At 62.1% G+C, this 21,813-nt stretch carries 31 protein-coding genes and 1 tRNA gene; 18 read left to right on the top strand and 14 right to left on the bottom strand.

Going from position 1 to position 21,813, the window contains the following annotated elements:
- The first annotated feature begins 48 nt into the window (after nucleotides 1-48).
- Together MQW79_RS04885 and MQW79_RS04880 are read left to right on the top strand one after the other, a co-directional pair.
- Nucleotides 49-453, top strand: a complete 405-nt coding sequence (locus MQW79_RS04885; RefSeq protein WP_476587167.1) for a hypothetical protein — start codon at nucleotides 49-51, stop codon at nucleotides 451-453.
- On the top strand, nucleotides 450-1,157 hold the full coding sequence (locus MQW79_RS04880; protein WP_476587166.1) for a hypothetical protein: 708 nt from the start codon (nucleotides 450-452) through the stop codon (nucleotides 1,155-1,157). The genes MQW79_RS04885 and MQW79_RS04880 overlap by 4 nt, the downstream gene beginning before the upstream one ends.
- A gap of 24 nt (nucleotides 1,158-1,181) precedes the next feature.
- On the opposite strand, the gene MQW79_RS04875 is transcribed toward MQW79_RS04880, so the two are convergent.
- Both MQW79_RS04875 and MQW79_RS04870 read right to left on the bottom strand, forming a co-directional pair.
- A complete protein-coding gene (locus MQW79_RS04875; protein ID WP_476587164.1) occupies nucleotides 1,182-1,757 on the bottom strand; it encodes a chemotaxis protein CheW in 576 nt (191 codons plus the stop codon).
- A 99-nt stretch (nucleotides 1,758-1,856) separates the two neighbouring features.
- Nucleotides 1,857-1,941: transfer RNA gene (locus MQW79_RS04870), tRNA-Leu, on the bottom strand.
- A 77-nt stretch (nucleotides 1,942-2,018) separates the two neighbouring features.
- On the opposite strand from MQW79_RS04870, the gene MQW79_RS04865 reads away from it, so the two are divergent.
- On the top strand, nucleotides 2,019-2,399 hold the full coding sequence (locus tag MQW79_RS04865) for a RidA family protein (protein WP_476587163.1): 381 nt from the start codon (nucleotides 2,019-2,021) through the stop codon (nucleotides 2,397-2,399).
- Nucleotides 2,399-2,683, top strand: a complete 285-nt coding sequence (locus MQW79_RS04860; protein ID WP_476587162.1) for an ASCH domain-containing protein — start codon at nucleotides 2,399-2,401, stop codon at nucleotides 2,681-2,683. The genes MQW79_RS04865 and MQW79_RS04860 overlap by 1 nt, the downstream gene beginning before the upstream one ends.
- 163 nt (nucleotides 2,684-2,846) lie before the next feature.
- Here MQW79_RS04860 and MQW79_RS04855 read toward each other — a convergent pair whose 3' ends face one another.
- Nucleotides 2,847-3,515, bottom strand: coding sequence for an RluA family pseudouridine synthase (locus tag MQW79_RS04855; protein WP_476587161.1), 669 nt, complete (start codon nucleotides 3,513-3,515; stop codon nucleotides 2,847-2,849).
- Nucleotides 3,516-3,593: 78 nt separating this feature from the next.
- Between MQW79_RS04855 and MQW79_RS04850 the strand changes: the two genes are divergently transcribed.
- The 8 genes from MQW79_RS04850 to MQW79_RS04815 all read left to right on the top strand — a co-directional run bounded on the left by MQW79_RS04850 (nucleotide 3,594) and on the right by MQW79_RS04815 (nucleotide 9,231).
- On the top strand, nucleotides 3,594-4,130 hold the full coding sequence (locus MQW79_RS04850) for a methylated-DNA--[protein]-cysteine S-methyltransferase (protein WP_476587159.1): 537 nt from the start codon (nucleotides 3,594-3,596) through the stop codon (nucleotides 4,128-4,130).
- Between the two features lie 32 nt (nucleotides 4,131-4,162).
- Complete coding sequence (locus MQW79_RS04845; protein ID WP_476587158.1) at nucleotides 4,163-5,002, top strand: CHAD domain-containing protein; 840 nt, start codon at nucleotides 4,163-4,165, stop codon at nucleotides 5,000-5,002.
- A 3-nt stretch (nucleotides 5,003-5,005) separates the two neighbouring features.
- The gene (locus MQW79_RS04840) at nucleotides 5,006-5,491 is read left to right on the top strand and encodes a CYTH domain-containing protein (RefSeq protein ID WP_476587157.1); all 486 of its coding nucleotides are present in this window, start codon (nucleotides 5,006-5,008) and stop codon (nucleotides 5,489-5,491) included.
- 37 nt (nucleotides 5,492-5,528) lie between these two features.
- Nucleotides 5,529-6,305 (top strand): MerR family transcriptional regulator, encoded by a 777-nt coding sequence (locus MQW79_RS04835; RefSeq protein ID WP_476587156.1) that lies wholly within the window; start codon nucleotides 5,529-5,531, stop codon nucleotides 6,303-6,305.
- Nucleotides 6,306-6,426: 121 nt separating this feature from the next.
- On the top strand, nucleotides 6,427-7,182 hold the full coding sequence (locus MQW79_RS04830; protein WP_476587155.1) for an SDR family NAD(P)-dependent oxidoreductase: 756 nt from the start codon (nucleotides 6,427-6,429) through the stop codon (nucleotides 7,180-7,182).
- A gap of 110 nt (nucleotides 7,183-7,292) precedes the next feature.
- Nucleotides 7,293-7,688 carry a DUF1622 domain-containing protein gene (locus MQW79_RS04825; RefSeq protein ID WP_476587154.1) on the top strand — a complete coding sequence of 132 codons (396 nt, stop codon included), beginning with the start codon at nucleotides 7,293-7,295 and terminating at the stop codon, nucleotides 7,686-7,688.
- Nucleotides 7,689-7,739: 51 nt separating this feature from the next.
- Nucleotides 7,740-8,651: a DMT family transporter gene (locus tag MQW79_RS04820; protein WP_476587152.1), complete on the top strand. Its 912-nt coding sequence runs from the start codon at nucleotides 7,740-7,742 to the stop codon at nucleotides 8,649-8,651.
- Between the two features lie 4 nt (nucleotides 8,652-8,655).
- Nucleotides 8,656-9,231 carry a hypothetical protein gene (locus tag MQW79_RS04815; protein ID WP_476587151.1) on the top strand — a complete coding sequence of 192 codons (576 nt, stop codon included), beginning with the start codon at nucleotides 8,656-8,658 and terminating at the stop codon, nucleotides 9,229-9,231.
- On the opposite strand, the gene MQW79_RS04810 is transcribed toward MQW79_RS04815, so the two are convergent.
- Complete coding sequence (locus MQW79_RS04810) at nucleotides 9,215-9,724, bottom strand: gluconokinase (protein ID WP_476587149.1); 510 nt, start codon at nucleotides 9,722-9,724, stop codon at nucleotides 9,215-9,217. The two genes, MQW79_RS04815 and MQW79_RS04810, sit on opposite strands and share 17 nt — an antisense overlap.
- A gap of 22 nt (nucleotides 9,725-9,746) precedes the next feature.
- Complete coding sequence (locus MQW79_RS04805) at nucleotides 9,747-10,520, bottom strand: SDR family oxidoreductase (RefSeq protein WP_476587148.1); 774 nt, start codon at nucleotides 10,518-10,520, stop codon at nucleotides 9,747-9,749.
- Between the two features lie 81 nt (nucleotides 10,521-10,601).
- Here MQW79_RS04805 and MQW79_RS04800 point away from each other — a divergent pair, with 81 nt between their 5' ends.
- Nucleotides 10,602-11,069: an SRPBCC family protein gene (locus tag MQW79_RS04800; protein WP_476587147.1), complete on the top strand. Its 468-nt coding sequence runs from the start codon at nucleotides 10,602-10,604 to the stop codon at nucleotides 11,067-11,069.
- 160 nt (nucleotides 11,070-11,229) lie between these two features.
- The gene (gene gndA / locus MQW79_RS04795; protein ID WP_476587146.1) at nucleotides 11,230-12,648 is read left to right on the top strand and encodes an NADP-dependent phosphogluconate dehydrogenase; all 1,419 of its coding nucleotides are present in this window, start codon (nucleotides 11,230-11,232) and stop codon (nucleotides 12,646-12,648) included.
- Between the two features lies 1 nt (nucleotide 12,649).
- On the opposite strand, the gene MQW79_RS04790 is transcribed toward gndA, so the two are convergent.
- The 6 genes from MQW79_RS04790 to MQW79_RS04765 form a co-directional block, all read right to left on the bottom strand.
- The gene (locus tag MQW79_RS04790; protein ID WP_476587145.1) at nucleotides 12,650-13,114 is read right to left on the bottom strand and encodes a DUF2214 domain-containing protein; all 465 of its coding nucleotides are present in this window, start codon (nucleotides 13,112-13,114) and stop codon (nucleotides 12,650-12,652) included.
- 3 nt (nucleotides 13,115-13,117) lie between these two features.
- Nucleotides 13,118-13,507 (bottom strand): DUF6152 family protein, encoded by a 390-nt coding sequence (locus MQW79_RS04785; RefSeq protein ID WP_476587144.1) that lies wholly within the window; start codon nucleotides 13,505-13,507, stop codon nucleotides 13,118-13,120.
- Nucleotides 13,508-13,597: 90 nt separating this feature from the next.
- On the bottom strand, nucleotides 13,598-14,086 hold the full coding sequence (locus MQW79_RS04780) for an N-acetyltransferase family protein (RefSeq protein ID WP_476587143.1): 489 nt from the start codon (nucleotides 14,084-14,086) through the stop codon (nucleotides 13,598-13,600).
- A complete protein-coding gene (locus MQW79_RS04775; protein WP_476587142.1) occupies nucleotides 14,058-15,395 on the bottom strand; it encodes a TCR/Tet family MFS transporter in 1,338 nt (445 codons plus the stop codon). Before MQW79_RS04775 ends, MQW79_RS04780 begins: the two co-directional genes overlap by 29 nt.
- A gap of 104 nt (nucleotides 15,396-15,499) precedes the next feature.
- Entirely contained in the window at nucleotides 15,500-16,684 is a 1,185-nt protein-coding gene (locus MQW79_RS04770) for an FAD-dependent monooxygenase (RefSeq protein WP_476587141.1), read from the bottom strand.
- Nucleotides 16,685-16,693: 9 nt separating this feature from the next.
- Entirely contained in the window at nucleotides 16,694-16,939 is a 246-nt protein-coding gene (locus MQW79_RS04765; protein WP_476588183.1) for a zinc-finger domain-containing protein, read from the bottom strand.
- Nucleotides 16,940-17,074: 135 nt separating this feature from the next.
- On the opposite strand from MQW79_RS04765, the gene MQW79_RS04760 reads away from it, so the two are divergent.
- The 3 genes from MQW79_RS04760 to MQW79_RS04750 all read left to right on the top strand — a co-directional run bounded on the left by MQW79_RS04760 (nucleotide 17,075) and on the right by MQW79_RS04750 (nucleotide 19,086).
- Entirely contained in the window at nucleotides 17,075-17,845 is a 771-nt protein-coding gene (locus MQW79_RS04760) for an alpha/beta fold hydrolase (protein WP_476587140.1), read from the top strand.
- Nucleotides 17,846-17,923: 78 nt separating this feature from the next.
- The gene (gene cysE / locus MQW79_RS04755; protein ID WP_476587138.1) at nucleotides 17,924-18,757 is read left to right on the top strand and encodes a serine O-acetyltransferase; all 834 of its coding nucleotides are present in this window, start codon (nucleotides 17,924-17,926) and stop codon (nucleotides 18,755-18,757) included.
- A gap of 110 nt (nucleotides 18,758-18,867) precedes the next feature.
- Complete coding sequence (locus tag MQW79_RS04750) at nucleotides 18,868-19,086, top strand: DUF3126 family protein (protein ID WP_220303588.1); 219 nt, start codon at nucleotides 18,868-18,870, stop codon at nucleotides 19,084-19,086.
- A 29-nt stretch (nucleotides 19,087-19,115) separates the two neighbouring features.
- Here MQW79_RS04750 and MQW79_RS04745 read toward each other — a convergent pair whose 3' ends face one another.
- Nucleotides 19,116-19,796 (bottom strand): hypothetical protein, encoded by a 681-nt coding sequence (locus MQW79_RS04745; protein ID WP_476587137.1) that lies wholly within the window; start codon nucleotides 19,794-19,796, stop codon nucleotides 19,116-19,118.
- Between the two features lie 113 nt (nucleotides 19,797-19,909).
- On the opposite strand from MQW79_RS04745, the gene MQW79_RS04740 reads away from it, so the two are divergent.
- Nucleotides 19,910-20,230 carry a DUF6949 family protein gene (locus tag MQW79_RS04740; RefSeq protein ID WP_476587136.1) on the top strand — a complete coding sequence of 107 codons (321 nt, stop codon included), beginning with the start codon at nucleotides 19,910-19,912 and terminating at the stop codon, nucleotides 20,228-20,230.
- 107 nt (nucleotides 20,231-20,337) lie between these two features.
- Here MQW79_RS04740 and MQW79_RS04735 read toward each other — a convergent pair whose 3' ends face one another.
- Both MQW79_RS04735 and MQW79_RS04730 read right to left on the bottom strand, forming a co-directional pair.
- Nucleotides 20,338-20,961 (bottom strand): transglutaminase-like cysteine peptidase, encoded by a 624-nt coding sequence (locus MQW79_RS04735; protein WP_476587135.1) that lies wholly within the window; start codon nucleotides 20,959-20,961, stop codon nucleotides 20,338-20,340.
- Between the two features lie 155 nt (nucleotides 20,962-21,116).
- Complete coding sequence (locus tag MQW79_RS04730) at nucleotides 21,117-21,749, bottom strand: PilZ domain-containing protein (protein WP_476587134.1); 633 nt, start codon at nucleotides 21,747-21,749, stop codon at nucleotides 21,117-21,119.
- Nucleotides 21,750-21,813 lie beyond the last annotated feature (64 nt).

Raw genomic sequence — 21,813 nt, 5'->3', positions numbered from 1 at the left:
ACCAAGGAAGTGCTGAGTTCAGAGCAAGTGTCGCAAACGTGCAAGAGATTGCCCGAAGTGCAGAGTTGGGCCAGTGACGCCGCGGCAACGCTCGCACATTTGAGATCGCAAGTCAGCGCTCAAGATTTTGGGACGAAGCTCCACACCCTCATTCATTACATGATCCTTGCGCTAAAGGCCCAATTCCCTCTTGAATACATGGATGTATCGTCTGAGCTGTCGATCACGCGAGACGGTATTACCAACGACGATGTTGGTGGTCCGCACTACGGGACAGCCGGAACGGTGCGCCTGGACGTCGTCGAAAAGGTTAACTCGAATACAGCCTGTCTCTACGACTTCAAGTCCGGCAGAACCGGATTGTCAAACAGCCGCGCTGAAGACTTCATACGGCGTGCCTCCCATATTTCCGACGTCGAATACGTCATCGTGATTCCGATTCAGATCCCATGAGCACTGCCCAAGAAGTAAGGACATTTGCCAAACCCTTTGTGCAAGGGCACTACGGACTGGTCTTGATAAAGCGCGATGTCGTCAGGACTCCGGTAACTCACTGTCTCGCAGGGGTTCATTTCCGTGGATCTCCTCATCGTGGCGAGATCGCTCCCAGATGGTACCTGTCGTTCCTATTCGCCCCGCCACCTCTTTCTCGCGGCGGCTTCGCCGGAGCGATGGATCGCGCTTGGGGAATATTGGGTAGCCAAGGCCTGGAGGAACGTGTCTTTGGCGAGATGGAGCGAGTATTTGCCGAGGTCATTCCGCCCCAAACGTCCTTGGCAACCGCGCTCAACATACACGAACACGCGTCGGGTGGTCTCGGGGAAATGCGGCCGGAAAGTCGTGCTCTCCTAAATGCTGCACTTGGCGAGTTCGAGCTAGCAGAGGCCGGCCTGCATGTCGAAATTGAGCGTCAGCGACAACTGTTGGAGCGAGAGCTGTCACGCATGGCGCATCGGACCACGAAACCGTCCCTGCGGGCTGTTCAGGCGGAGGGGGAGGCAAACGTCGCCAATCTCGAGCTTCTCTTCGCAGCTTTGAAGCAGGGAAGGCCGGACGCAGTCGCGTCAATCTTGCATCAATGGGAGGCGATTGCTGTCCAAGCCTGGGGCGTCGAACGGTATTGGCAGCCCTCGCCCTTTCCTTTTGAGCTTACCTGACAACTCGGGCCCCGCCGCTCACGGCTAGGCGCTAGCCTCGACCTCGTCGAGGAACACGAATTCGGTGTCGTCTTCCAGAGTGGCTGCATTCATCGGGTCGGCTAGCGCAGTATCTTCAACCGGGTTTTCGCCAATCTCCACCGCCTGCGTGCGCACTGTTTCCTCGTCGAGAATGGCCACGAGACTGTCGCCCTGGCGGGCGATACCCGCGAGGAAGCGGGCTGCCGAACCTTCAATCTGCGGCACGTCCAGCATGTCGTCGGCCTTGACCTCGATGATGTCGGACACGCCGTCGACCAGCAAGCCCATGTCATGGCCGCCCACCTTGAGCACCAGGATCACCTGGCCCTCATGCTGGGCGCGCGGTTCGGCTGAGCAGCCGATGCGGAGGGCGAGGTCATGAATGGGCACGACGCGGCCCCGGATATCGATGACGCCGAGGACATCGGGCTTTTGCGCGGGCAGGGGTGTCACCGGAGTCCAGTTGCGGATTTCCCGCATGGACATGATGTCGACGCCGAAATTCTGCCCGGCACATGTAAAGGTGATGAACTGCCGCGGCTCGGTGCTGATCCCCGGCGGGCTTTCGAATTCGTCCATTTCCATCGCCAAAGCCGACATAGCTACGCCTCTCGATACGCACACGCCCGAAGGGGCAAGTGATCATTGTCGGGAAAAGGTTGTCGCAAGGTTAGGGAATGGTGCGGGCGGCGGGAATCGAACCCGCAAGGCTATCGCCGAGGGATTTTAAGTCCCTTGTGTCTACCAATTCCACCACGCCCGCTTGGCTCGGCTGCCCGTGTTTGTCACAAGCTCTGCGGCAAGACAATTCCGCCAAGACGATTCTTCCCCGGAGGCCAGATGATCGAACGCATCGAAACCGGCATAGCCCCATCTTCCGCGCCCATCAGCGATGCCGTGCGCGCCGGCAAGCATGTGTGGCTTGTGGCCATTGCCGAGGACCCTATCACCGGCGACATCGTCGAAGGTGGCATCGAAGCGCAGACGCGGCGTTGCATCCAGAACCTCGAAATCGGGGTCCAGGCCGCAGGCGGGACGCTCCGCAACCTGGTGATGGTGCAGATATTCCTCACCGACAGCGCCGACGCAGCCGGGATGAATGCGGTTTATCGGGAATATTTTACCGAGCAGCCCTATCCGGTCCGCGCCACGGTCGTGGTCAAGGAATTGCTGGCCAAGGGCCTCAAAATCGAAATGACAGCCACGGCGGTACTGGACTGATGCTGCTCAAGCGCGACCTTCTCGAACTTATCAAGGCTGGCAAGGTGGACCTCATCTTCCGGCGCTGGAACCGGCCGACGGTGAAACCCGGCGGCACGCTCAAGACCAAGGTGGGCCTGCTGGCTATCAAATCGGTCACCGATACGACGCCCGACGCCGTAACCGATGCGGAGGCCCAGCGCGCCGGGTTCACCGATGTGGCCGATTTCCGGCGCTGGCTCGATACGATGAAAGAGGGCAGTCTCTTCCAGCGCATCGAGGTGGGCTTTATGGGGGAAGGGTAGAGCGTCTAGCGGCATTTCCACCCGCACAGAGGGCCCTCGGACTTGATCCGAGGGCCATTGGCATCAAACACAGCTTTGAGTTGGTGGCAGCAGGTCCTCGGGTCAGGCCCGAGAACGACTCAGTGGATGCGGAGAGAGTTCTCACCCACCGAAACCGCATCCGCTAGAACGGCGTTGGCGCCACGAAGGTCGTGAACACGTCAGTGGTGGGGTGGGTGAATCCCAGTTCGGCGGCATGTAATTGCAGCCGATCAGCCGCAGCAAGCGCCTCGCCCTCGGCATAAAATGCATCGCCCAGAATTACATGGCCGATGGCCTTCATGTGAACCCTCAATTGATGTGTCCGCCCGGTCAGCGGCACCAGCCGCACGCGTGTCGCGTTCTCTTCGCGTTCGATGACATGCCATTCCGTTTGCGCTGCGCGGCCGTGTTCGTGGTCCACCTTCTGGCGTGGCTTGTTGAGCCAGTCAGTCCCCAATGGCAGATCGATGAGGCCCGAGTCCTCCGCGATAATGCCGGAAACCCGCGCAATGTAGCTCTTGGTCGTCTTTCTGTGTTCGAACTGGCTGCCGATCCGGCCATGGGCACGCTTGTTGAGTGCCAGCACCAGGACACCCGATGTATCCTTGTCGAGGCGGTGACACATTCCGGCGGTCGGATAGGTCTGACGCGCCCTGTGCTCGATGCAGTCCCAGAGGCTTGGGTCCTTGCCCGGCACGCTGAGCAGGCCCGACTGCTTGTTAACGACCAGGATGTCGTCATCGACGTGGAGCACGTCGAGATACGGTTCCATAGGCGGAAAATAGTCTTTGAGCGTGGGCATTGGCGGCATGGCATGCCCTCTAGCAGAACCGGGCGGGTTTGACCAAGGTTCTTGGCATTGCCATGGCACAGGGCCTATCCTTGCCCGATGGAGACCACCACTTTCGACACTGCACTGGGGCGTTTCGGCATCGGCTGGACCGACAAGGGATTGGTGCGCCTGCTGCTGCCCGGAGATGATCCATCGACTTTGCTTGAGCGGCTCAATCGCGGGGAAGCCCATGCCGGCGAGCCGACGCGCGAGATGAGCGCCCTCATGGATCGCATTGAGGACTATGCTGAAGGCGAGCGCGTGGATTTTTCAAAGGTGCCGCTCGATCTCTCGGGCGCGCCGGCTTTTCATCGTCGCGCGTATGCTCTGCTGCTGGCGGTGGGCTGGGGGCAGACGGTCACCTATGGAGACCTGGCGCGGCAGTTGGGAGACGTGGGCCTTGCCCGCGCCGTCGGTCAGGCCATGGGCGCCAATCCCATCCCGCTGGTCATTCCGTGTCATCGGGTATTGGCGAGCGATGGCAAGCCGGGTGGCTTTTCCGCACCGGGTGGCGCGGCGTCGAAACTGCAGATGCTGGCGCTGGAGGGGGTGTCTGTTGGCGCTCCGGCGGGGCAGATGAGCTTCGGGTTCTAGCGGTGGGGTATGCCTTCAAAAAAGCCGGTCGGGTGGGTGATCAGGTCCGCGCCATCGCGACCGAGCAGATCGACGGGGCGCTGGAGGCCATGCAGGCGAATAGCGACTTCGACACAAAGGTCCATTCTCTGCGAAAGACCTGCAAGAAGGTGCGTGCCCTGCTCAGGCTGGTGCGACCGCACTTTGGCGGATATGCGGACGAAAACGCCGCAATCCGCGCCATTGCCGAACAGTTCTCAGTCGCCAGGGATGCTGCTGTGATGGTTCAGTCTCTCTCGGGTCTGTTGCAAGCCGATGCCGCAGAGGGGGAGCGACTGGCATTGCGCCGGCTCGAGGAGCGGGCCGGGCATCTGCGGCTCCAGATGGGCGAAGCGGCGCTGCTGGCCAACACTGCCGAACAGCTCGAAGCGCTCCGGCAGCGCGTTGCAGAGTGGACGTTCAGTGCTTCGGGTGTGGATGTGGTCCTGCCCGGGCTGAAGACGACCTATGCGAAATTTCGCCGCGGTTTCGATGCCGCCCGGCAAAACCCTGATGGGGAGGTGATTCATGACTGGCGCAAGGCGGCCAAGGCGCACTGGTATCACGTCAGGCTCTGGCGGAAGTCAGCGCCCGCAATGCTTGGAGGGGTGGTGATGGATCTTGGCGTTCTGGGCGAGAAGCTTGGAGATCATCACAATCTCGCTGTCCTGGCAGAGGCGCTGGGATCGACGGCCACGGCCAGTGGGGATGGTCTCGATGCGCTGCGAACTTCCATCGCGCAGCGGCAGGATGCGCTGGCCGCAGAGAGCTTTGCCATGGCAAGGCAATTCATCGTTGAAAAACCGGCGGTGCTGGCCGAGCGTTATCGCCGGTACTGGCAGCTTCTGGAGTAGCGGATGGCGATCGAGATCGAGCGGAAGTTTCTGGTGGTTGGCGATGGCTGGAAAGCTGCGGCGACGCGTAGCACAGCCTTGCGGCAGGGGTATCTGTCGACCAGTGCCAAGGCCACGGTCCGCATCCGCATTTTCGATGATGTGCTGGCAGTGCTGACGTTGAAGGGGCCCACTGACGGCATATCGCGCGCCGAGTTCGAGTACGAGGTGCCGCTCGACGACGCCCGACAGCTGCTGGAAATGGCGCGCCCCCATGTCGTGGAAAAGCGGCGATACTTCGTCCCGCAGGGCGGTCTCACCTGGGAGGTCGACGTCTTCGAGGGCGCTCACCATGGGCTGGTCATGGCCGAGGTGGAACTGTCCGACGTTGACCAGGCGGTGGACCTGCCGGACTGGGCCGGGGCCGAGGTTAGCCACGATGACCGCTATGCCAATGCCAGCCTGTCGCGCAATGCCGGCGTGCCGGCTGTTGACCCTGACGCGGCGTGAGGGACTAAAGCCTCAACTCGCGGAGGATGCGAGTGCAATGAAGACCTATACTGTCAATGAGTTGGCCCGTTTGGCCGGCGTTTCGGTGCGGACCCTGCACCACTATGACGAAATCGGCCTGCTCAAGCCCGCATTCACCGGCGAGAACCGCTATCGCTATTATGGCGAGGACGAATTGCTGCGTCTGCAGCAGATCCTTATCCATCGCGAACTGGATATTCCCCTGGTGGAGATCGGCGCCATCCTTGATGCGCCCGAATTCAACCGGCTCGACACGCTGCAAAAGCAACGCGAGCGGCTGGAGGAACAGGCCAAGCATTACGCCGGCATGGTCCGGACGATCGACCGCACGATCGCCCGTCTCAAAGGAGAACGCAAAATGAGTGACGCCGATCTCTATTCCGGGATTGTCTCACCCGAAAAGCAGGCTGAGTATGAGGCCTGGCTGGTAGAGCGCTATGGTCCCGATATTGAAGGGGAAATTACCCACAGTCGCAAGGCTCTGGCCAGTATGTCCGACGCCGAAAAGGCGCAAATGATGGACGAGCTGCGTGCGGTGGAGGAGGGGCTGGCAGAAGGGCTGCGCCGCGGACTGCCGCCCCAGGCTGCCGCTCTGGATAAGATGTTGGAACGGCACAGGAACTGGGTGGCGGCGAGCTGGGGGAGGGAGTGTGCGCCGGAAGCCTATGCCGGGTTGGCGGATGTCTATGAGCATCCCGATTTTCGCAAACGCTATGAGAAAATCGAGCCCGGATTTGCCGACTACCTTGTAACTGCAATGCGTTCCTGGGCGCGGCGGCAAAACCCGGACTAGGTCCTGGACCCCCGGGATGAACGATGTCTGAACAGATTGTTCGATCCTGCGTTCGACCTTGGTCATGGCGTCGTCGCCATGGGACCCCAATATCAGGGGGAGACAACCCAAGGAGATTGAAATGACCAAGGATTTCGCCGGCAAGGTAGCATTCGTGACCGGAGCGGCATCGGGGATTGGCGAAGCTGTGGCCCGCCAGCTGGCGGCGCGCGGCGCCAAGGTTGTAGTCGCCGATCTCAAGCTGGAGCCGGCCGAGAAGCTGGTTGCTGAAATCAAGGCCGATGGTGGCGAGGCCGCCGCCGTCGCCGTCGATGTCAGCCAGATCGATCAGGTGGAAAAGGCTATCGCCTTTACTACCGACACTTTCGGGCGGCTGGACCTGGCGGTCAACAATGCAGGCATTGGCGGCAAGGCGGCCAAGGCCGGCGACTACACGTTCGAAGACTGGCACAAGGTCATCGACGTCAACCTCAACTCCGTCTTCTATTCGATGAAGTATGAAATCGCGGCCATGCTCAAGACCGGCGGCGGCGCCATCGTCAACATGGCGTCGATCCTGGGCACCAATGGTTTTGCCAATGCACCGGCCTATGTTTCGGCCAAGCATGGCGTTGTGGGCCTCACGAAGGCCGCCGCCATCGACTATGCCAAGGACGGCATTCGCATCACGGCCGTTGGACCGGGCTTCATCGAGACCCCGCTTCTGGGCAAGTCCCTCCCCACGGAAGCCCTCGATGGCCTGCGCACACTGCACCCGGTCGGGCGCCTCGGCCAGTCCGAAGAGGTGGCAGCGCTTACGCTTTTCCTCCTCTCGGACGCAGCCTCCTTTATCACGGGCAGCTACCACCTGGTCGACGGCGGCTACGCCGCGCAATAGGCGCTGCCGCCGGACCTATCCGCGCCTATCACCCTTTGGATCGTTCACTGCGCTCGTGCGTTGAAAAAGCGCGGCGAGCGCCAGTGCATCTGGCGGTTGAGGAGGGCACGATGGAAGTCGAGTTGCTGCATGTCATCGTCAGGGCTATCGAGTGGTTTGGGATTGTCATTATTGTGGCGGGGCTGGCGTGGAGTACCGTCCGGTTCGCGCGCAATCTGAGCCGTCTCGACGCTGATGAGCGATTTCGTACCTATAGGGCTGATGTCGGGCGCGGTATCATGCTTGGCCTCGAAGTGCTCGTCGCTGCCGATATTATCAACACTGTGGCGCTCGAACCCACTCTGGACAACATGCTGGTCCTGGCGGGGATCGTCATTATCCGGACCTTCCTCAGCTTCTCGCTGGACGTTGAGGTGACCGGGCACTGGCCATGGCAGGGTCATGAGGTGGAGCGAGAACGAGCTACGAAATCGCCTCCGACGAAGCGGCGCCCATCTGCTGATTGACCCGACGGCAATTTCTGTTGCCTCTTGGGCATTTGCCTTCAATAGAGGGGCATGCCCATCCAGAACTCACGACTCGCACTAGTACTCGCGACCGGCGGACTTGTTTGCCTCATCGCCATGTCTGCCGTCATCCACCGGGCGGCCGCCAGCGCCACGCTGGGTCAGTTGATCTTCTGGCGAAGCGCGGTGGCCCTGCCACCCATCATCGCCTATCTCGCGCTGCGCGGGCAGCTGGGCGCGTCGCTTCGCACGCGGCGTCCCGGCAAGCATCTGCTGCGCGGGATATTGGGGTCCCTGGTCATGGCGCTCAATTTCACGGCGCTGGCCTACCTTTCCGTTGGCGTGACGACGGCGCTGACCTACCTCACCCCCATCCTTTCAATGTTTGCGGCCATGACGCTGCTGCGGGAGCGGGTATCCGCGCTGGCGATATCGGGGGTCCTGCTGGGTTTTGCCGGGGTGCTCATCATGCTGTTCCCGTCGCTGATCGGCGCTGAAATGCGCGACGGCGCCCTGATCGGCATTGCTGCCGGGATTGGCATGGCGGCGATCAATGCGCTTTCGCGCGTGCAGGTGAAGGATCTGACGAAAACCGATCCGCCTGCCAGCATCGCGCTGTCCTTCGGGGTGATCAGTACGCTCCTGGGTGCTGCCACCATTGTGCTGGGCTGGGCGCCGCTCGACAATTCGGCCTACCTGCTGCTGGTGGCGGCGGGTCTGCTGGGTGGGTTTGGTCATATCATGATGATGGAAGCGGTGGCGCGGGCGCCGGTCTCACTGCTGGCCGGATATGAGTATACTGGCATCCTCTGGGCCTTCCTGTTCGACGCCGTGCTGCTGGGCGTGGCGCTCGATACCTGGTCGGTGACGGGGGCATTGGTGGTCGTCTGCGCGGCCGCGCTCGTGGCTTATGGCCAAGGACACTTCGCGGCCAAGCCGGCTGTGGCGCTTGAACAGGGATGACGAGATGCTGATTTCAGCCGAAGATTTCGAAGCGATCAAGTCCGGGCGGGTGGATACGGCGTTCCGGCGCTGGGTTCGGCCCACGGTCAAGGCGGGGGGTACGCTGACCAATTCCTGGGGTGTTCTCGCCATCGATGCGATTGATGTCATCGCCTTGGACGCGGTCAGCGCCGAGGATCTGGCGCGAGCCGGTTTTGACGATCGAGCAGAGCTCGATGCGGTGCTGGGCAATCGACAGGGGTCGCTGCACCGCATCCGCCTGCACTATGTCGGCGACGACCCGCGCGCCGCCCTGCGCGATAGCGCGGCCATTTCGGAAGCCGAAGCGGCCGAAATGGCGCAGACGCTGAGCCGGATGGATGGAGCGACACCCTGGATCCGCGCTACCCTGGAGCTGATTGGCGAGCGGCCGGGCCATCCGGCGCAGGAGCTGGCCGAGGCCCTTGGTCGCGACAAGGTCAAGTTCAAGAACAATGTGCGGCGCCTGAAAGCGCTGGGCCTGACCGAAAGTCTCGACGTGGGATACCGGCTGTCACCGCGCGGCCGGGCCTGGCTCGAACGGCCTATTGCCAGCGCTTGAAGCTCTTGAGGTGGTCGAGCTTGCCGGTCACCGTCGTCACGATGCGATTGACCGGGTCGGTCACGGGGACCACCAGCACATTCTCGGTTGCCGGATCGGGCACTTCGAGCGTAGCGAACTGGCTGTCGAGCAGGCTGGTGGGCATGTATTCATGGCTGCGCCTGGCCATGCGCTCACCGATCACTTCGCGGCTGCCATGGAGATAGACGAACAGCACCGGCTCGCCGGCCTTTGCGGTGATGAAGTCGCGATAGGCGCGCTTGAGGGCTGAACAAGCGCCCACGGCCACCCCCTTTTTCGTCGAAGCGTCCTTCAGCGCGGCCGTCAGTGCCTCCAGCCACGGCCAGCGGTCGTCATCGGTCAGGGGCGTGCCGGCCCGCATTTTCTCGACATTGGCCTCGGGGTGATACTGGTCGCCATCGAGGAAGGGCGCGTGCAGGGCCCTGCCCAGCGCGGCGCCAATTGTGGATTTGCCCGAAGAACTTACGCCCATCACGATAATGAGGCGGGGGTGTTCAGACCGTAGCTGTGAGGGCGCCGTCGACATAGAGGATGTGTCCATTCACAAAACGGGAGGCGTCGGAGGCAAGAAACACGACCGGGCCGCCCAGTTCTTCCGGTTGTGCCCAGCGCCCCATGGGCGTGCGCGCTTCGACCCAGGCGTTGAATTTTTCGTCCTTCACCAGGGCTTCGTTGAGTTCGGTGACAAAGTAGCCGGGGGCAATGCCATTGACGTTGAGGCCATGCCGCGCCCAATCCACCGCCATGCCGCGCGTCAGGTTAGCCACGGCGGCCTTGCTGGCAGCGTAGGGCGCGATGGAATAGCGCGCGAAGGATGACATCAGCGAGCAGATGTTAATGATCTTGCCCCGTCCGCGCGAAATCATGTTCCGCGCCACCGGCTGGCTCACGTTGAAGACCGAGGTGACATTGGTCTCGATCAGCTGGTCGAACTTTTCCGGCGGAAACGCTTCCAGCGCGCTGCGGAACTGCATGCCGGCATTGTTGACCAGGATGTCGATGGAGCCGATCTCGGCCTCGATATGGGCGATGGCATCGCCGACGCTATCGCGGCTGGTGACGTCGAAGGCGACTGCCGAGACATCCGCGCCGGTTTCGGCGAGGTCTGCTGCCGCGGCACCGAGGGCAACGCTGTCCCGCGCATTGAGCACGACGGAGGCGCCGGCATCGGCAAGCGCCCGGGCCATGGCAAGGCCAAGGCCGCGGCTCGATCCGGTCACAAGAGCGCGCCGCCCGGTGAGGTTGAAAGGCGAAGCTTTGGTATTCATCCTTGGCGTGACCTCTCCTCTGTGGCACCGTCCAAGGTGTTAGTGGAGCACGGCCTTGTATGCAAGGCGGAGGGGGAAACCATGGTGCTGGACTACAAGACGTCGATTGTCATCGATCTGCCGCGAGCCAAAGTCATTGAGCTCTTCGATGACCCGGCCAACATGCCTAAATGGCAGAAGGGGCTTGAAAGCTTCGAACACATTTCGGGAGCGGCGGGGCAGCCCGGCGCCAAGTCGAAGCTGATCTACCAGACGGGCAAGCGCCGCATGGAGATGATCGAGACCATCACTCGCCGCGACCTGCCCGATGCCTTCGATGGCACCTATGATGTAGAGGGCGTCCATAACATCGTCGAAAACCGATTCATCGAGCAGGGGCCCGACAAGACCCTGTGGGAGACGCGTAACGTCTTCGAAATGAAGGGTATCATGATGAGCCTAATGGGTTGGCTGATGCCTGGCATGTTCAAGAAGCAGACACGGAAATTTGCCGAGGACTTCAAAGCCTTCGCGGAGCGGGGCGTGGACGTTCGATCCGTGCAGTCTTGAACTTCCATACAAGATGGGATATCTGGCCGGAAAATGTGCATTCCGCCCTTCCTTCGGGCGGCGGATTGTGGTCATTTCGCGCCGCGTGCCGTGCCCACGGGCGCGGGTAGCTGCCCAGCGCATGGGATGAACTGGCAAAAGCTTTAGAAGGACTGTTTGTATGTCGACAGCAGATATCGGCCTTATCGGCCTGGCGGTCATGGGTTCCAACCTCGCCCTCAATATCGCCGAGAAGGGCTACACTGTTGCCGTTCATAATCGCTCGCCGGGCCGCGTCGACGAGCACATGGCCGACGCCAAGGCACAAGGCCTGGATGGCAACACGATCCCGAAATATGACCTGGCCGACTTCGTGCAGACCGTGAAGGCGCCGCGCTCGATCATCATCATGGTCAAGGCCGGCAAGCCGGTCGACGACATGATCGAGCAGCTGCTGCCGCATCTGGAACCGGGCGACGCCATCATCGAATGCGGCAACTCGCTCTATACCGACACGCAGCGCCGCTTCGACTATCTGAAGCCCAAGAATATCGGCTATCTCGGCGTCGGCGTGTCCGGCGGCGAAGAGGGCGCGCGGCACGGTCCGTCGATCATGGTCGGCGGCTCCAAGGAGCAGTGGCATAATGCGGAAGCCGTGCTGACCGCAATTGCCGCCCAGTTCAACGGCGAAAGCTGCTGCGCCTATCTCGGCGAAGGTGGCGCCGGCCATTTCGTCAAGATGATCCACAACGGCATCGAATATGGCGACATGCAGATGATCGCCGAAATCTACGGCGTGATGCGCGACGGCCTGGGCATGTCCCCCAAGGAATGTGCCAATGTCTTCAAGGAATGGAACAAGGGTCCGCTCAATTCCTACCTGATCGAAATCACTGGCCACGTGCTCGACGCCGTGGACGACCAGACCGGCAAGCCGCTGGTCGAGCTGATCCTCGACAAGGCCGGCCAGAAGGGCACCGGCGTCTGGTCCGCTATCGTCGCCCAGCAGATGGGTGTGCCCGCCACCGCCATCGAAGGCGCAGTCGCCGCCCGCTCGATCTCGTCGCGCAAGGATGAGCGCGTGGCCGCCGAAGCCATCTATGGCAAGCCGAACCGCGCCAAGACCGACGTGACCCTGGCAGACCTCGAAAAGGCGCTGCTGGCCGGCAAGATCGTCAGCTACGCCCAGGGCTTTGCCGTCATCAACAAGGCTTCGGAAGAGTTCGGCTGGTCGCTGCCGCTGGCCACGATCGCCAAGATCTGGCGCGCCGGTTGCATTATCCGCTCGCGCTTCCTCGACCAGATGGCTTCCGCCTATTCCAAGGGCGAGGCGGTCAACCTGCTGGTGGTGCCCGACTTCGTCGAGATCATGAAGGACAGCCATCCCAGCCTGCGCAAGGTGATCGCTGCCGCTGCTGTCGGTGAATTCCCGATGATCTGTCTCTCGGCGTCGTTGAGCTATTTCGATAGCTACCGCCAGGCACAGGGCACGGCCAACCTCACGCAGGGCCAGCGCGACTTCTTCGGCGCCCATGGTTTTGAAATCGAAGGCCGCGGCACGGACCTGCACGGCACCTGGCCGTCGACGCTGGGCAAGTAAACTAGACGAACCCGATCCAGCGGCCCGCCACCAGTGCCGCGATCCAGAGAATGGAAGACGCCGCCGCCTGCCCGCGCAGGTGAGCGGCGACTTCATTTCCGGCGATGGCACTGCGCCACGAGGCGCTCCACGCGACGCCGATAGCATTGGCGAGAGCCAGAGCGAGGATGACAAGCTTGGTGAGGAAAGCCGGATTCGTGACGTAGTTGGCAGGCTGCACGGTGAACAGGGCAAAGCCGGTGGATACGGCAAGGACAACGCCGAGCATGGCTGTGTTGGCAAGGAATGGGCCGATGGCCGGAAGCGGGATCTGGCGGGCGAGGCCAAGCAAACGGGCATCCAGGGCCAGGATCGGTCCCAGGATGAGTGATATGCCCAGGATGTGGGTTGCGTTGACGAGCAGGTAGAGCGTCGACGATCCCCGCAGGGCGACTGCGCCGGGCCAGTTCTGCAGTGCCTCCCACATGCCCTAGGAGGGGATGCGTTCGGGATAAATTTCGTAGACCGTGCCTTCGATGGTGATGCGTACGGCTTTCATGCGCGTCGAGCCATCGGCATCGCGATTGCCGAGCACGACAATTTCCTGGCCCACTTCGGCTGCGCCCACGACAAAGCCCGCACGCTCGGTGGCCGATGGATTGCCCAGTTCGACCGTCCAGATTTCGCCTTCGGCGTCGACCTCGATAATCGGATGCGGGGGGGCGATGGTGATGCTGGAAATGGTGCCCGTGAGCTCAATCATGCCGGCCTCTGCCCAGCTCCAGCCATGGTGGGCGAGAGCTGCGCCGGTGGCGCCCGCGACCCCGAAGGCAAGCACGGTCGCCATAAGCGCCCGTCGGCCAATGGAATGGAAGTGCATGTTGGTTCTCCTTGCGTGATGCCTGGACAACCACAGCTTCCTCATGTCGATCCCTCCCGCACAGTCACGAAGTTGCGAGGGGCGCCAGGCTCAGAGGGTCTGGAACATCACGAAGGCGTCGACGTAGCCGTGAGTGGGGTGGTGAAACGCCTTGGGCAGGGTGCCGACAATGTCAAAGCCGAGCTTTTGCCACAGACGCACCGCGCCTTCATTGGTCGAAACGACATGATTGAACTGCATGGCCTTGAAGCCGCGTTCGCGGGCGCGAACGAGGGAATGCTGGCACATGGCGCCGGCAATGCCTTTGCCGCGCGCTTCAGGCGCGGTCACATAGCCGCAATTGGCCACGTGAGCGCCGCCGCCATGGCGGTTCGCCATCAGATAGTAGGTACCAAGCACGGCGCCATCGAAAACGGCGACGAACACTTCGTGGGCAGGCATCATCCAGAAGCTGCGGATAGCCTCATCATCGAGGTCGCGGTCCACGGCATAGGTTTCGCCGGCGGCAAAGACGGGCTTCAGCATGGCCAGGATGGACGGCCAGTCAGCGTCAGTGGCGCGGCGGATAGCGAGGCTCATCATTGTCTTCCAGCGGCGCCACGCGGACCTGTCCCGGCGGCGGAATTTCGGGAGCCTGCGGATGGTCGGCAATGCTGGGCCGGCGGCCAAGCTCGAAGCGCCAGGCGGCGACAGCAAAGACGACCAGCGCCAGCACCACGGCGATCGAGCAGGCGATGAAGGGCGCGCCGGGGAAATAGTGGCCGGAGGCCGGGGCACTCGTATAGTAGGAGAAGATCTGCGTGGCGCCGAGCGGGCCGATAATGGTGGCCAGCGAGCTCGCAGCATTCACCGCGCCCTGCAGTTCCCCCTGGCTGTTGTCGGGCACCTGGCGCGACAGGATGCCGTTGATGGCAGGAGGCGCCAGACCGCTGATCGTGCCCACGGCAATGAAGAGGTAGAGCTGGTAGACATCGGCCGAGAAGGCGATGCCGACAAAGGCGATGGCGGCGGCCGTCAGCCCCAACATGCCCACCGCCGGCTCGCCGATGCGCTTGGAGAGGGGACCGGCAATGACGGCCTGGCTGATGGCAAAGCCCACGGCAAAGCCGCCCAGTGTGCGGCCAATGGTGGAAGACGAGAAATCGAACACTTCCACGGTGAAGTAGCTGAAGACGGTGGGCAGCGCCTGGGTCGCAAGCTGCAGGAAGAAAAGCACCGCCAGCAACCACAGCACCGAGGAATACTGGCGCAGGCCCATGACGGCGCCCAGCGGGTTGGCGCGGCGGATGCTGAACTTGCGCCTGTTGGCCTTGGGCAGGCTCTCGGGCAGGACGAAGAGGCCGAAGAGGAAATTGGCAAAGGCCAGGCCCGCCGCGGCGAAGAAGGGGACGCGCGGGCCAAATTCACCCAGTTCGCCGCCGATGACGGGGCCGATGATGAAGCCCAGGCCAAAGGCTGCGCCGATGAGGCCAAACCGGTGGGTACGCTTGTGGGGCGGGGTAATGTCGGCGACATAGGCCGTGGCCGTCGCCAGGGCCGCGCCGGCAATGCCGGCGATGATGCGGCCGACGAAGAGGTACCAGACGAACGGCGCGATCGACATCATCAGGTAGTCGAAGGTGAGTCCCAGCAGGGAGATCAACAAGACGGGTCGCCGGCCGAAGCGGTCGGACAGGTTGCCGAGCACCGGGGAAAACACGAATTGCATGAAGGCATAGGCAAAGACGAGGTAGCCGCCGATGACCGCTGCCTCAGCCACACTGCCGCCGGTCAGGTCCTCGAGCAGTTCGGGCAGCACCGGCACGATGATCCCCACGCCGATCATGTCGATCAGAATGGTGATCAGGATGCAGGTGAGCGTCAGTCTGGAACGAGTCGCAGCTTGCATGCGGTGGCTATTACCTTTTGTTCGTCCCACCGGGAAGGTGCGATGCAATTGACACGGCCCGCCTCGCCAAGGCAAGGGCCGCGCCTTGCCCATAGGAGCAAGAGTTACTCCGACGCGACAGCGCCTCCGCCTGCATCGTGGGCATAGACCCAGTCGAGGCGGTCAAGGTGTGCCCGGGGTCCCTGAAGACCCATGACCGTGTCTCGGGCCATGCTCAGGGGCCAGGGCAGGTGGAAGATACGGCCATTCTGGGCCGAGAGTGCGGCAACGCGCCTTGTGCGTGACTGACGCTCAAGGGCGTATCGGGAAAAGGCCATTTCAGCGGAATCAGTTCCCACCAGCAGCGGGGCAAGCGTTGCGGCATCCTCGATGCCCATGGCTGCGCCCTGAGCCTGGAACGGCACCATGGCATGGGCCGCGTCGCCGATGAGGCCGATATTGCCTCGGTGCCAGATCGGGGTCTCCACCGTGTACATGGGCCAGGCGGTCCAGCTATTGCCGGCCGCCGCGAGGATGGCTTCGACGCGCGGGCCAAGACGGGCCGGACGCGGCTGTTCGTCGGGAGTGGGGGACTTGCCCGGCATGAAGAGGGCAAGGTTCACTTGTCCGCGATGGGGCAGGGGATAGCAGACGAGGTGGAAGCCGGTGCCGAAGAAAACCGACACGCGATCGGTCGCGATCTGGCCGGAAATCAGATCAAGAGGGACCAGTGTCCGCCAAGCGATGCGGTTGCGGTATTCGGCTCTTGGGCCATCGAGAAGGGTGGTGCGTGTGCGCGAATGGACGCCGTCGGCACCGATAAAGGCGTCGCCCCGGCTGGTCCGTGTAAGGCCGTTGGCCTCATCGATGGCCACGGTGACGCCGCGTGCATGGGTGGCCACATCCCAGTGGCGGACCCCGAACAGGATGTCGATACTGGCGAAGCGCCGACAGGCCTTGTAGAGCGCATCGGCCAGGTCGGCGCGATGCATGACCATGTAAGGGGCGCCGAAGCGCTCCCGCATGACCTGGCCAAGCTCCATGCTCAGAAGGGGCGACTGGCCGCCCTGCGGATAGACATCGAGAGCCTGCGGCTCGAGGCCGATCCGGTCGAGGGCTGCGCTGAGACCCAGACGATCAAGGCATTTGCGTGCATTGGGGCTGATCTGGAGGCCAGCGCCGAATTCCTGCACCTCATCGCGACGCTCGAGCAACACAACGGTCGCGCCGAACTTGGCCAGCGCGAGCGCCAGCGTCATGCCGGCAATGCCGGCGCCTGCAATGACGTAGTGGCGGCCCGTACCGGGCATTGCTTCGCCTCAGGCGGCGTTGACCTGGAAAATCGCGGAGGCGGGGTTGGCGTGCCCGGCGCCAAGCTCGGCCTTGTAGACATAGAGGGTCGAGCAATAGGGGCAGACGATTTCGCTATCCTTGCCCATGTCGAGGTAGACATGGGGATGATCAAACGGGGGCAGGGCGCCGACGCACTGGAATTCCTTGGACCCGATCTCGATGCTGCGCAGGCCTTGGGTATTGTGGAAATGCGGGGTCGAGCCGTGGGCCATGGTGGAAAACCTGGGTAGCGTTTGATTTGGCGCGACCATATCCAATGCCCCTCCCCAAGAAAAGGGCAAACGGGTGCTTGATTTTGTTGCCCGAAGCCGCAAAACCCGCCCGAGCGCCGCAAAAAGGAACGCCCCATGCCCAGCTTCACAAGCGCCGGTCTGTCACTTGCCTACGAGGTCGCCGGGGAGGGGGCTCCTGTGCTGCTTGTCCACGGCTTTGCCTCCAGCGGCAAGGTCAACTGGATCGATACCGGCTGGGTGGAGACACTGGTCGGCGCAGGATACCAGGCGATCACGCTGGACAATCGGGGGCACGGGCAATCGGCCAAGCCGCATGATCCGGAGCAGTATTATCCTTCGCAAATGGCGGAAGATGCCATTGCCCTGCTCGACCATCTGGGAATCGAGCGTGCCGCCGTCATCGGCTATTCGATGGGTGCGCGTATTGCGGCCTTCATGGCCTATTCCCATCCTGAGCGGCTGGCGGCGGTGATCTTTGGCGGCATGGGAATGAACCTCATCAATGGCCTCACCGATGGCAATGACATCATTGCCGGACTGCGCGCGCCCTCGCTGGACGACCTGCGCCACCCGACGGCCCGCCAGTTCCGCATTTTTGCCGATCACACGGGTTCGGACCGTGAGGCTCTGGCCGCTTGCATGGAGACTTCGCGCCAACCGATGGCGCGGGCAGATGTGCGGCGCATCGATGTGCCGGTGCTGGTGGCTGTCGGCGAGGCAGACGAGATGGCCGGGCCGCCCGAGGCCCTGGCGGAACTCCTGCCCCATGGCGAGGCCCTCGTCATTCCAAAGCGAGACCATATGCGCGCCACCGGCGACAAGGTGTTCAAGGCTGCGGCGCTAGAGTTTTTGGGCAAGACGTACTCCAGCGTAGCCGTTTCGTGAACCAATGACTTCGCTTTGGCTTTGAAAGGTGAAACGAAGTGGCTTATATCGTCACTTCTCGATGAAGCGGAGTGCCCAATGAGCGGCAATATCAAGAAGTCGGCGCAGATCCAGGCAGTCGACCCCGTCTGGGAAGCGGTCCGCAGTGGTGCCCAGCAGATTCTGGAGACCGAACCGTCCCTTGGCAATCTCGTGCTCTCCACCATCCTCAATCATGATACGTTCGAGGACGCGCTGGCGCATCGCATTGCATCGCGCCTCGACCATGAGGACGTTTCGGCCGACATGATCCGGCAGGGATTTGCCGAGACCCTGCGCGACAATCCGGGCATTGGCGAAGCGGCGCGCGTCGATCTGGCAGCGACGCTGGAGCGCGATCCGGCTTGTCACCGTGCCATCGAGCCGCTGCTCTATTTCAAGGGCTACCAGGCGATCCAGACGCACCGCTTTGCCCATGCCATGCACAAGGCAGGGCGCCGTGATTTTGCCCTTTACCTGCAGAGCCGGTCGAGCCAGGTGTTCCAGGTGGACATCAATCCGGCCGTGCCTTTGGGCAAGGGCATCATGCTTGATCATGGCACCGGGCTCGTGATTGGCGAGACTGCCGTGGTCGGCGACAATGTCTCGCTGCTGCAGAATGTGACCCTGGGCGGCACCGGCAAGGCCGATCAGGATCGCCACCCAAAAATCGGCAATGGCGTGCTCATTGGCGCTGGCGCCAAGGTGCTGGGCAATATCGTTGTCGGCGACTGCTCGCGGATCGGGGCAGGCTCAGTGGTGCTCAAGGAAGTGCCGCCGCGCGTGACCGTGGCCGGCGTGCCCGCCAAGATCATCGGCGAAGCCGGGTGTGCGCAGCCAGCGCTGGTCATGGACCAGATGGTCCTAGTCTACGATCGGGACAGCGAACGCTGAGGCAAGGCCTCGTCAAAGGTTGTTCCCGCTAAATTGGGTGGGGCAGGGGTTGCCAGCAGCGGGGTAGGGACTATTTTGCCCGCTCAACGCAATCAGCAGGATGTGTTCCCGTGAACCACCCCGAAATCATCAAGCTGCAGAAGTTTCTGCAGCGTACCTTCAACAACCGCAATATCGATGTTCGTCCGCGCGCCAAGCTCAACGACTCGGTGGAAGTGTTCATCGGCGAAGAGTCGATCGGACTGATCCATCTCGATGACGAAGACGGCGACAAGTCCTACATGTTCTCGATGTCGATCCTCGACATCGACCTCGACGATATCGACTGAGGTCGAAGGCTCTTCAGCGCAGTAATGCGCTAGAGCGCGCCGATCTGGCCCAGCCAAGGGGCCAGTTCCTCGTCGAAGCGCCGCCAGTTGGCCAGCACTTCGACATCGAAGCCCAGAACGACTGCCAGCCCATTGGCAAGGTGGATCGTCCTCAGGCACCTGTCCGGCCGCGTCGGTTCGGGCGCTGCCGCACATTTGGCGACAAAGGGGGCGGGCGACAGCGGGTCATACCAGACCGTCTCGCCTGCAAAACCCTCGCTCGCAAGCAATGGCTTGCCCACAAGTCCAGGCACCCCGGCGACAGTTTCATCAACAAACTGATGCAGATACACCGCGTCGAGCAGGGCACTGCTGGCGCGCGCGCCGCTGCGTGGCAGCAGGGTCACGTCGACCGCTACCGGTGGATGGTCTGCCTCAAGGGCAAGTCGGAACGACAGGTCCACCTGGCTGGCGAAGCCTGGCCTGATGTCCTCACCAAAGCGGAACCAGGTCTCGGGGATGGACAGGTCAACACCGGCCACGGTCCGAAGGACCGGGTTTTCATCAGATAACTGAGGAAGTACAGGGCGGGCGTTTCGGCCGGCCTGATCGATCATGTAGGCGATGCCGACGGCCCCCAGAAGCACGAGCGCGACAATGCCGGCCAGGTTGTAGGCAAGCTGGGCAGGGCCGGAATCAGGCTGTTGAGCGGGCGTCGTTGGTACCGACATGCCGAAATTAACCAGAATTCTCGCTTCGGGGTGACAGCCATTAAGGTAATCAATATGATTAACAAAAGGTAAAGATTTGATCTGCGCACGCTAAGACACGGGGACAGCGAGTCATGACCAGAGAACTCCTGCTTGCAGCATTCATCATGGGTGTTGGTCTGTGCGTGGCAGGTGCAGGCACCCACCTCTATCAATGGATTACCAAGCAGCAGGCCGCGTTGCGCTATGACGGCAGCACATACCTGGCGTCGCTCGGCCACCTTGCTGTGAGCTTCATCTGCGGCCCGTATATCCTGCTGCAGGTTGGCTGGAAGCATGAAGAAGACGGCACCATTTCAATGACGTCGGTGCTGCTCTCGGCGCTGATCTCTTTCGGATGGGCGTTCGTGACCGGCCTTTTGTTTCTTAGCTCCTATGTGGCCCTCCGCTTCTAGTCGCGGGGATAGTATGAATACAGAAAAGCCGGCACCGCTTGCGCGAGGCCGGCTTTTCTCTTCAGACCCCTATCAGGGATAGGCTTGGGGCGGGGTCCGGAAACTGGTCAGCTGGCGGCGGCCAACACGATGGTGCGATCGTCGATCATGTCGACCCACTGGCCGGGATGGGCCTGAGACTGGCGCTTGACGAACTTGTAGGGGGTCTCGCTCCACAGGCGGATCGAACCCTCCTGATTGTCGAGCACGAGGTCACCGCGGTCGGTGCGGGCCAGAAGAACGGCGTGACCATTGCCATTGGCTTCCTTGACGACGGCAATCATCAGGGTCGAGGGATGCCAGCCGGCATTGATGAGGTCGCGGCGCTTGGCCAGCGCGAAATCTTCGCAATCGCCGTAGCCATTGGGATAGGTCCAGAACTCGGCGACCTTGTAGAGGTCCTGATCGGTGACCGGGACGACGTTCTGATTGTAGTAGGTGTTGACCGAGACGAGCTGTTGCCAGCTGCTATCGTCCAGCGCCATGGCCGGGACAACCCGATCATTGGGACGGCATTCGATGGGATTGCTGTTGCAGAATTCGAGGTGCCCGACCGGAATGGACGTGGTGCCGGCGGAAGTCTGGACAAAGGCGACATTGGTGAGGTCCAATGCCGCGGCGGGTGCGACGGGGGCGAGCGCCAGAAGCGCAGTAATCAGCCCGGCCAGCAGTCGCTTTGTATTGAATGACATAGTGTAGTCTCCCTGATGGAGACCACACTAGAAGCGGCCGATTGCCCCGATCCGAAAACTGCCACGCAGTTTTTATGCGTGTTTTATCGATGCGTTTGACGCGCCGTTTACCATGCCGTGGAGGACGAATTTGTTAGCAGACTGTTGGCGTCAGCTCAGTTCATGCGAAGATTTTGCTGGACGACTGTCAGCATTTCCTGGGCGGCGGCAAATTCGACCGCAACGCCATTCTGGAAATGGCGGACGACGCGGGCGCGCATGCGGCCCAGCGTGATCGGCGTGCCCATGGCAGGGCGAACGTCGAGTTCGACCGCTGCGCCCGAAAGCGAGATGTCGATGATCTTGCAATTGTAGCGCCGGCCATCGTCGAGCACGACGGTGGAGTGGCGGATGTCGGGGACGACGCGCTCATGGCGGCGGTCCTCGGGCAGGTTGAGCAGATCCTTGTTGGCCAGCCAGGTGAGCTGGGCCGCCATCTTGTCGCGTTTGCGGGGGGAGGCGGCAATATCCATGATGAAGCCGCCGTCGACCTGCGACAGGATGGTGCCCTCGATGCGGCCGAGGTGATCAAGATAGGCGATGATGCGTTCGCCCACGATCCCCGGTACGGGCGCGATGACCACGGCGTCGCCGGGGGACATGGACAGAACCTGGCACGGAAATTCGCGCCGGTCGGCGAGCATGTATCGGCCGAGAATCGATACATTGACGCGCTGAAAACGCCGCTCGGCCGCCCCATTGGTCAGCCCGCGGACAGCTTGCGTCGCAGAAATATCGTCACTCAGCATGCGTCAGCCTGTTCCACGCACTGGGGAAATCCACAGCAACGTTAGCGGGTCTTGGTTAACGCAT

Source organism: Devosia sp. Micro-HW1, from assembly GCF_056341075.1.
Note: the sequence above shows the minus strand (reverse complement) of the source record. Positions and strands in the feature narration are given on the sequence as shown.

What these genes read in the sequence shown, in the direction of transcription:
- MQW79_RS04835 (WP_476587156.1), top strand. Translation starts at nt 5,529, where the DNA reads ATGAAGACCTATACTGTCAATGAGTTGGCCCGTTTGGCCGGCGTTTCG.
- MQW79_RS04810 (WP_476587149.1), bottom strand. Translation starts at nt 9,724, where the DNA reads ATGGGCGTAAGTTCTTCGGGCAAATCCACAATTGGCGCCGCGCTGGGC.
- MQW79_RS04800 (WP_476587147.1), top strand. Translation starts at nt 10,602, where the DNA reads ATGGTGCTGGACTACAAGACGTCGATTGTCATCGATCTGCCGCGAGCC.
- MQW79_RS04745 (WP_476587137.1), bottom strand. Translation starts at nt 19,796, where the DNA reads ATGTCGGTACCAACGACGCCCGCTCAACAGCCTGATTCCGGCCCTGCC.
- MQW79_RS04770 (WP_476587141.1), bottom strand. Translation starts at nt 16,684, where the DNA reads ATGCCCGGTACGGGCCGCCACTACGTCATTGCAGGCGCCGGCATTGCC.
- MQW79_RS04790 (WP_476587145.1), bottom strand. Translation starts at nt 13,114, where the DNA reads ATGTGGGAGGCACTGCAGAACTGGCCCGGCGCAGTCGCCCTGCGGGGA.
- MQW79_RS04805 (WP_476587148.1), bottom strand. Translation starts at nt 10,520, where the DNA reads ATGAATACCAAAGCTTCGCCTTTCAACCTCACCGGGCGGCGCGCTCTT.
- MQW79_RS04830 (WP_476587155.1), top strand. Translation starts at nt 6,427, where the DNA reads ATGACCAAGGATTTCGCCGGCAAGGTAGCATTCGTGACCGGAGCGGCA.
- cysE (WP_476587138.1), top strand. Translation starts at nt 17,924, where the DNA reads ATGAGCGGCAATATCAAGAAGTCGGCGCAGATCCAGGCAGTCGACCCC.
- MQW79_RS04730 (WP_476587134.1), bottom strand. Translation starts at nt 21,749, where the DNA reads ATGCTGAGTGACGATATTTCTGCGACGCAAGCTGTCCGCGGGCTGACC.
- MQW79_RS04865 (WP_476587163.1), top strand. Translation starts at nt 2,019, where the DNA reads ATGATCGAACGCATCGAAACCGGCATAGCCCCATCTTCCGCGCCCATC.
- MQW79_RS04840 (WP_476587157.1), top strand. Translation starts at nt 5,006, where the DNA reads ATGGCGATCGAGATCGAGCGGAAGTTTCTGGTGGTTGGCGATGGCTGG.
- MQW79_RS04780 (WP_476587143.1), bottom strand. Translation starts at nt 14,086, where the DNA reads ATGAGCCTCGCTATCCGCCGCGCCACTGACGCTGACTGGCCGTCCATC.
- MQW79_RS04850 (WP_476587159.1), top strand. Translation starts at nt 3,594, where the DNA reads ATGGAGACCACCACTTTCGACACTGCACTGGGGCGTTTCGGCATCGGC.
- MQW79_RS04875 (WP_476587164.1), bottom strand. Translation starts at nt 1,757, where the DNA reads ATGGACGAATTCGAAAGCCCGCCGGGGATCAGCACCGAGCCGCGGCAG.
- MQW79_RS04825 (WP_476587154.1), top strand. Translation starts at nt 7,293, where the DNA reads ATGGAAGTCGAGTTGCTGCATGTCATCGTCAGGGCTATCGAGTGGTTT.
- MQW79_RS04760 (WP_476587140.1), top strand. Translation starts at nt 17,075, where the DNA reads ATGCCCAGCTTCACAAGCGCCGGTCTGTCACTTGCCTACGAGGTCGCC.
- MQW79_RS04860 (WP_476587162.1), top strand. Translation starts at nt 2,399, where the DNA reads ATGCTGCTCAAGCGCGACCTTCTCGAACTTATCAAGGCTGGCAAGGTG.
- MQW79_RS04785 (WP_476587144.1), bottom strand. Translation starts at nt 13,507, where the DNA reads ATGCACTTCCATTCCATTGGCCGACGGGCGCTTATGGCGACCGTGCTT.
- MQW79_RS04855 (WP_476587161.1), bottom strand. Translation starts at nt 3,515, where the DNA reads ATGCCGCCAATGCCCACGCTCAAAGACTATTTTCCGCCTATGGAACCG.
- MQW79_RS04735 (WP_476587135.1), bottom strand. Translation starts at nt 20,961, where the DNA reads ATGTCATTCAATACAAAGCGACTGCTGGCCGGGCTGATTACTGCGCTT.
- MQW79_RS04880 (WP_476587166.1), top strand. Translation starts at nt 450, where the DNA reads ATGAGCACTGCCCAAGAAGTAAGGACATTTGCCAAACCCTTTGTGCAA.
- MQW79_RS04820 (WP_476587152.1), top strand. Translation starts at nt 7,740, where the DNA reads ATGCCCATCCAGAACTCACGACTCGCACTAGTACTCGCGACCGGCGGA.
- MQW79_RS04815 (WP_476587151.1), top strand. Translation starts at nt 8,656, where the DNA reads ATGCTGATTTCAGCCGAAGATTTCGAAGCGATCAAGTCCGGGCGGGTG.
- MQW79_RS04765 (WP_476588183.1), bottom strand. Translation starts at nt 16,939, where the DNA reads ATGGCCCACGGCTCGACCCCGCATTTCCACAATACCCAAGGCCTGCGC.
- gndA (WP_476587146.1), top strand. Translation starts at nt 11,230, where the DNA reads ATGTCGACAGCAGATATCGGCCTTATCGGCCTGGCGGTCATGGGTTCC.
- MQW79_RS04775 (WP_476587142.1), bottom strand. Translation starts at nt 15,395, where the DNA reads ATGCAAGCTGCGACTCGTTCCAGACTGACGCTCACCTGCATCCTGATC.
- MQW79_RS04740 (WP_476587136.1), top strand. Translation starts at nt 19,910, where the DNA reads ATGACCAGAGAACTCCTGCTTGCAGCATTCATCATGGGTGTTGGTCTG.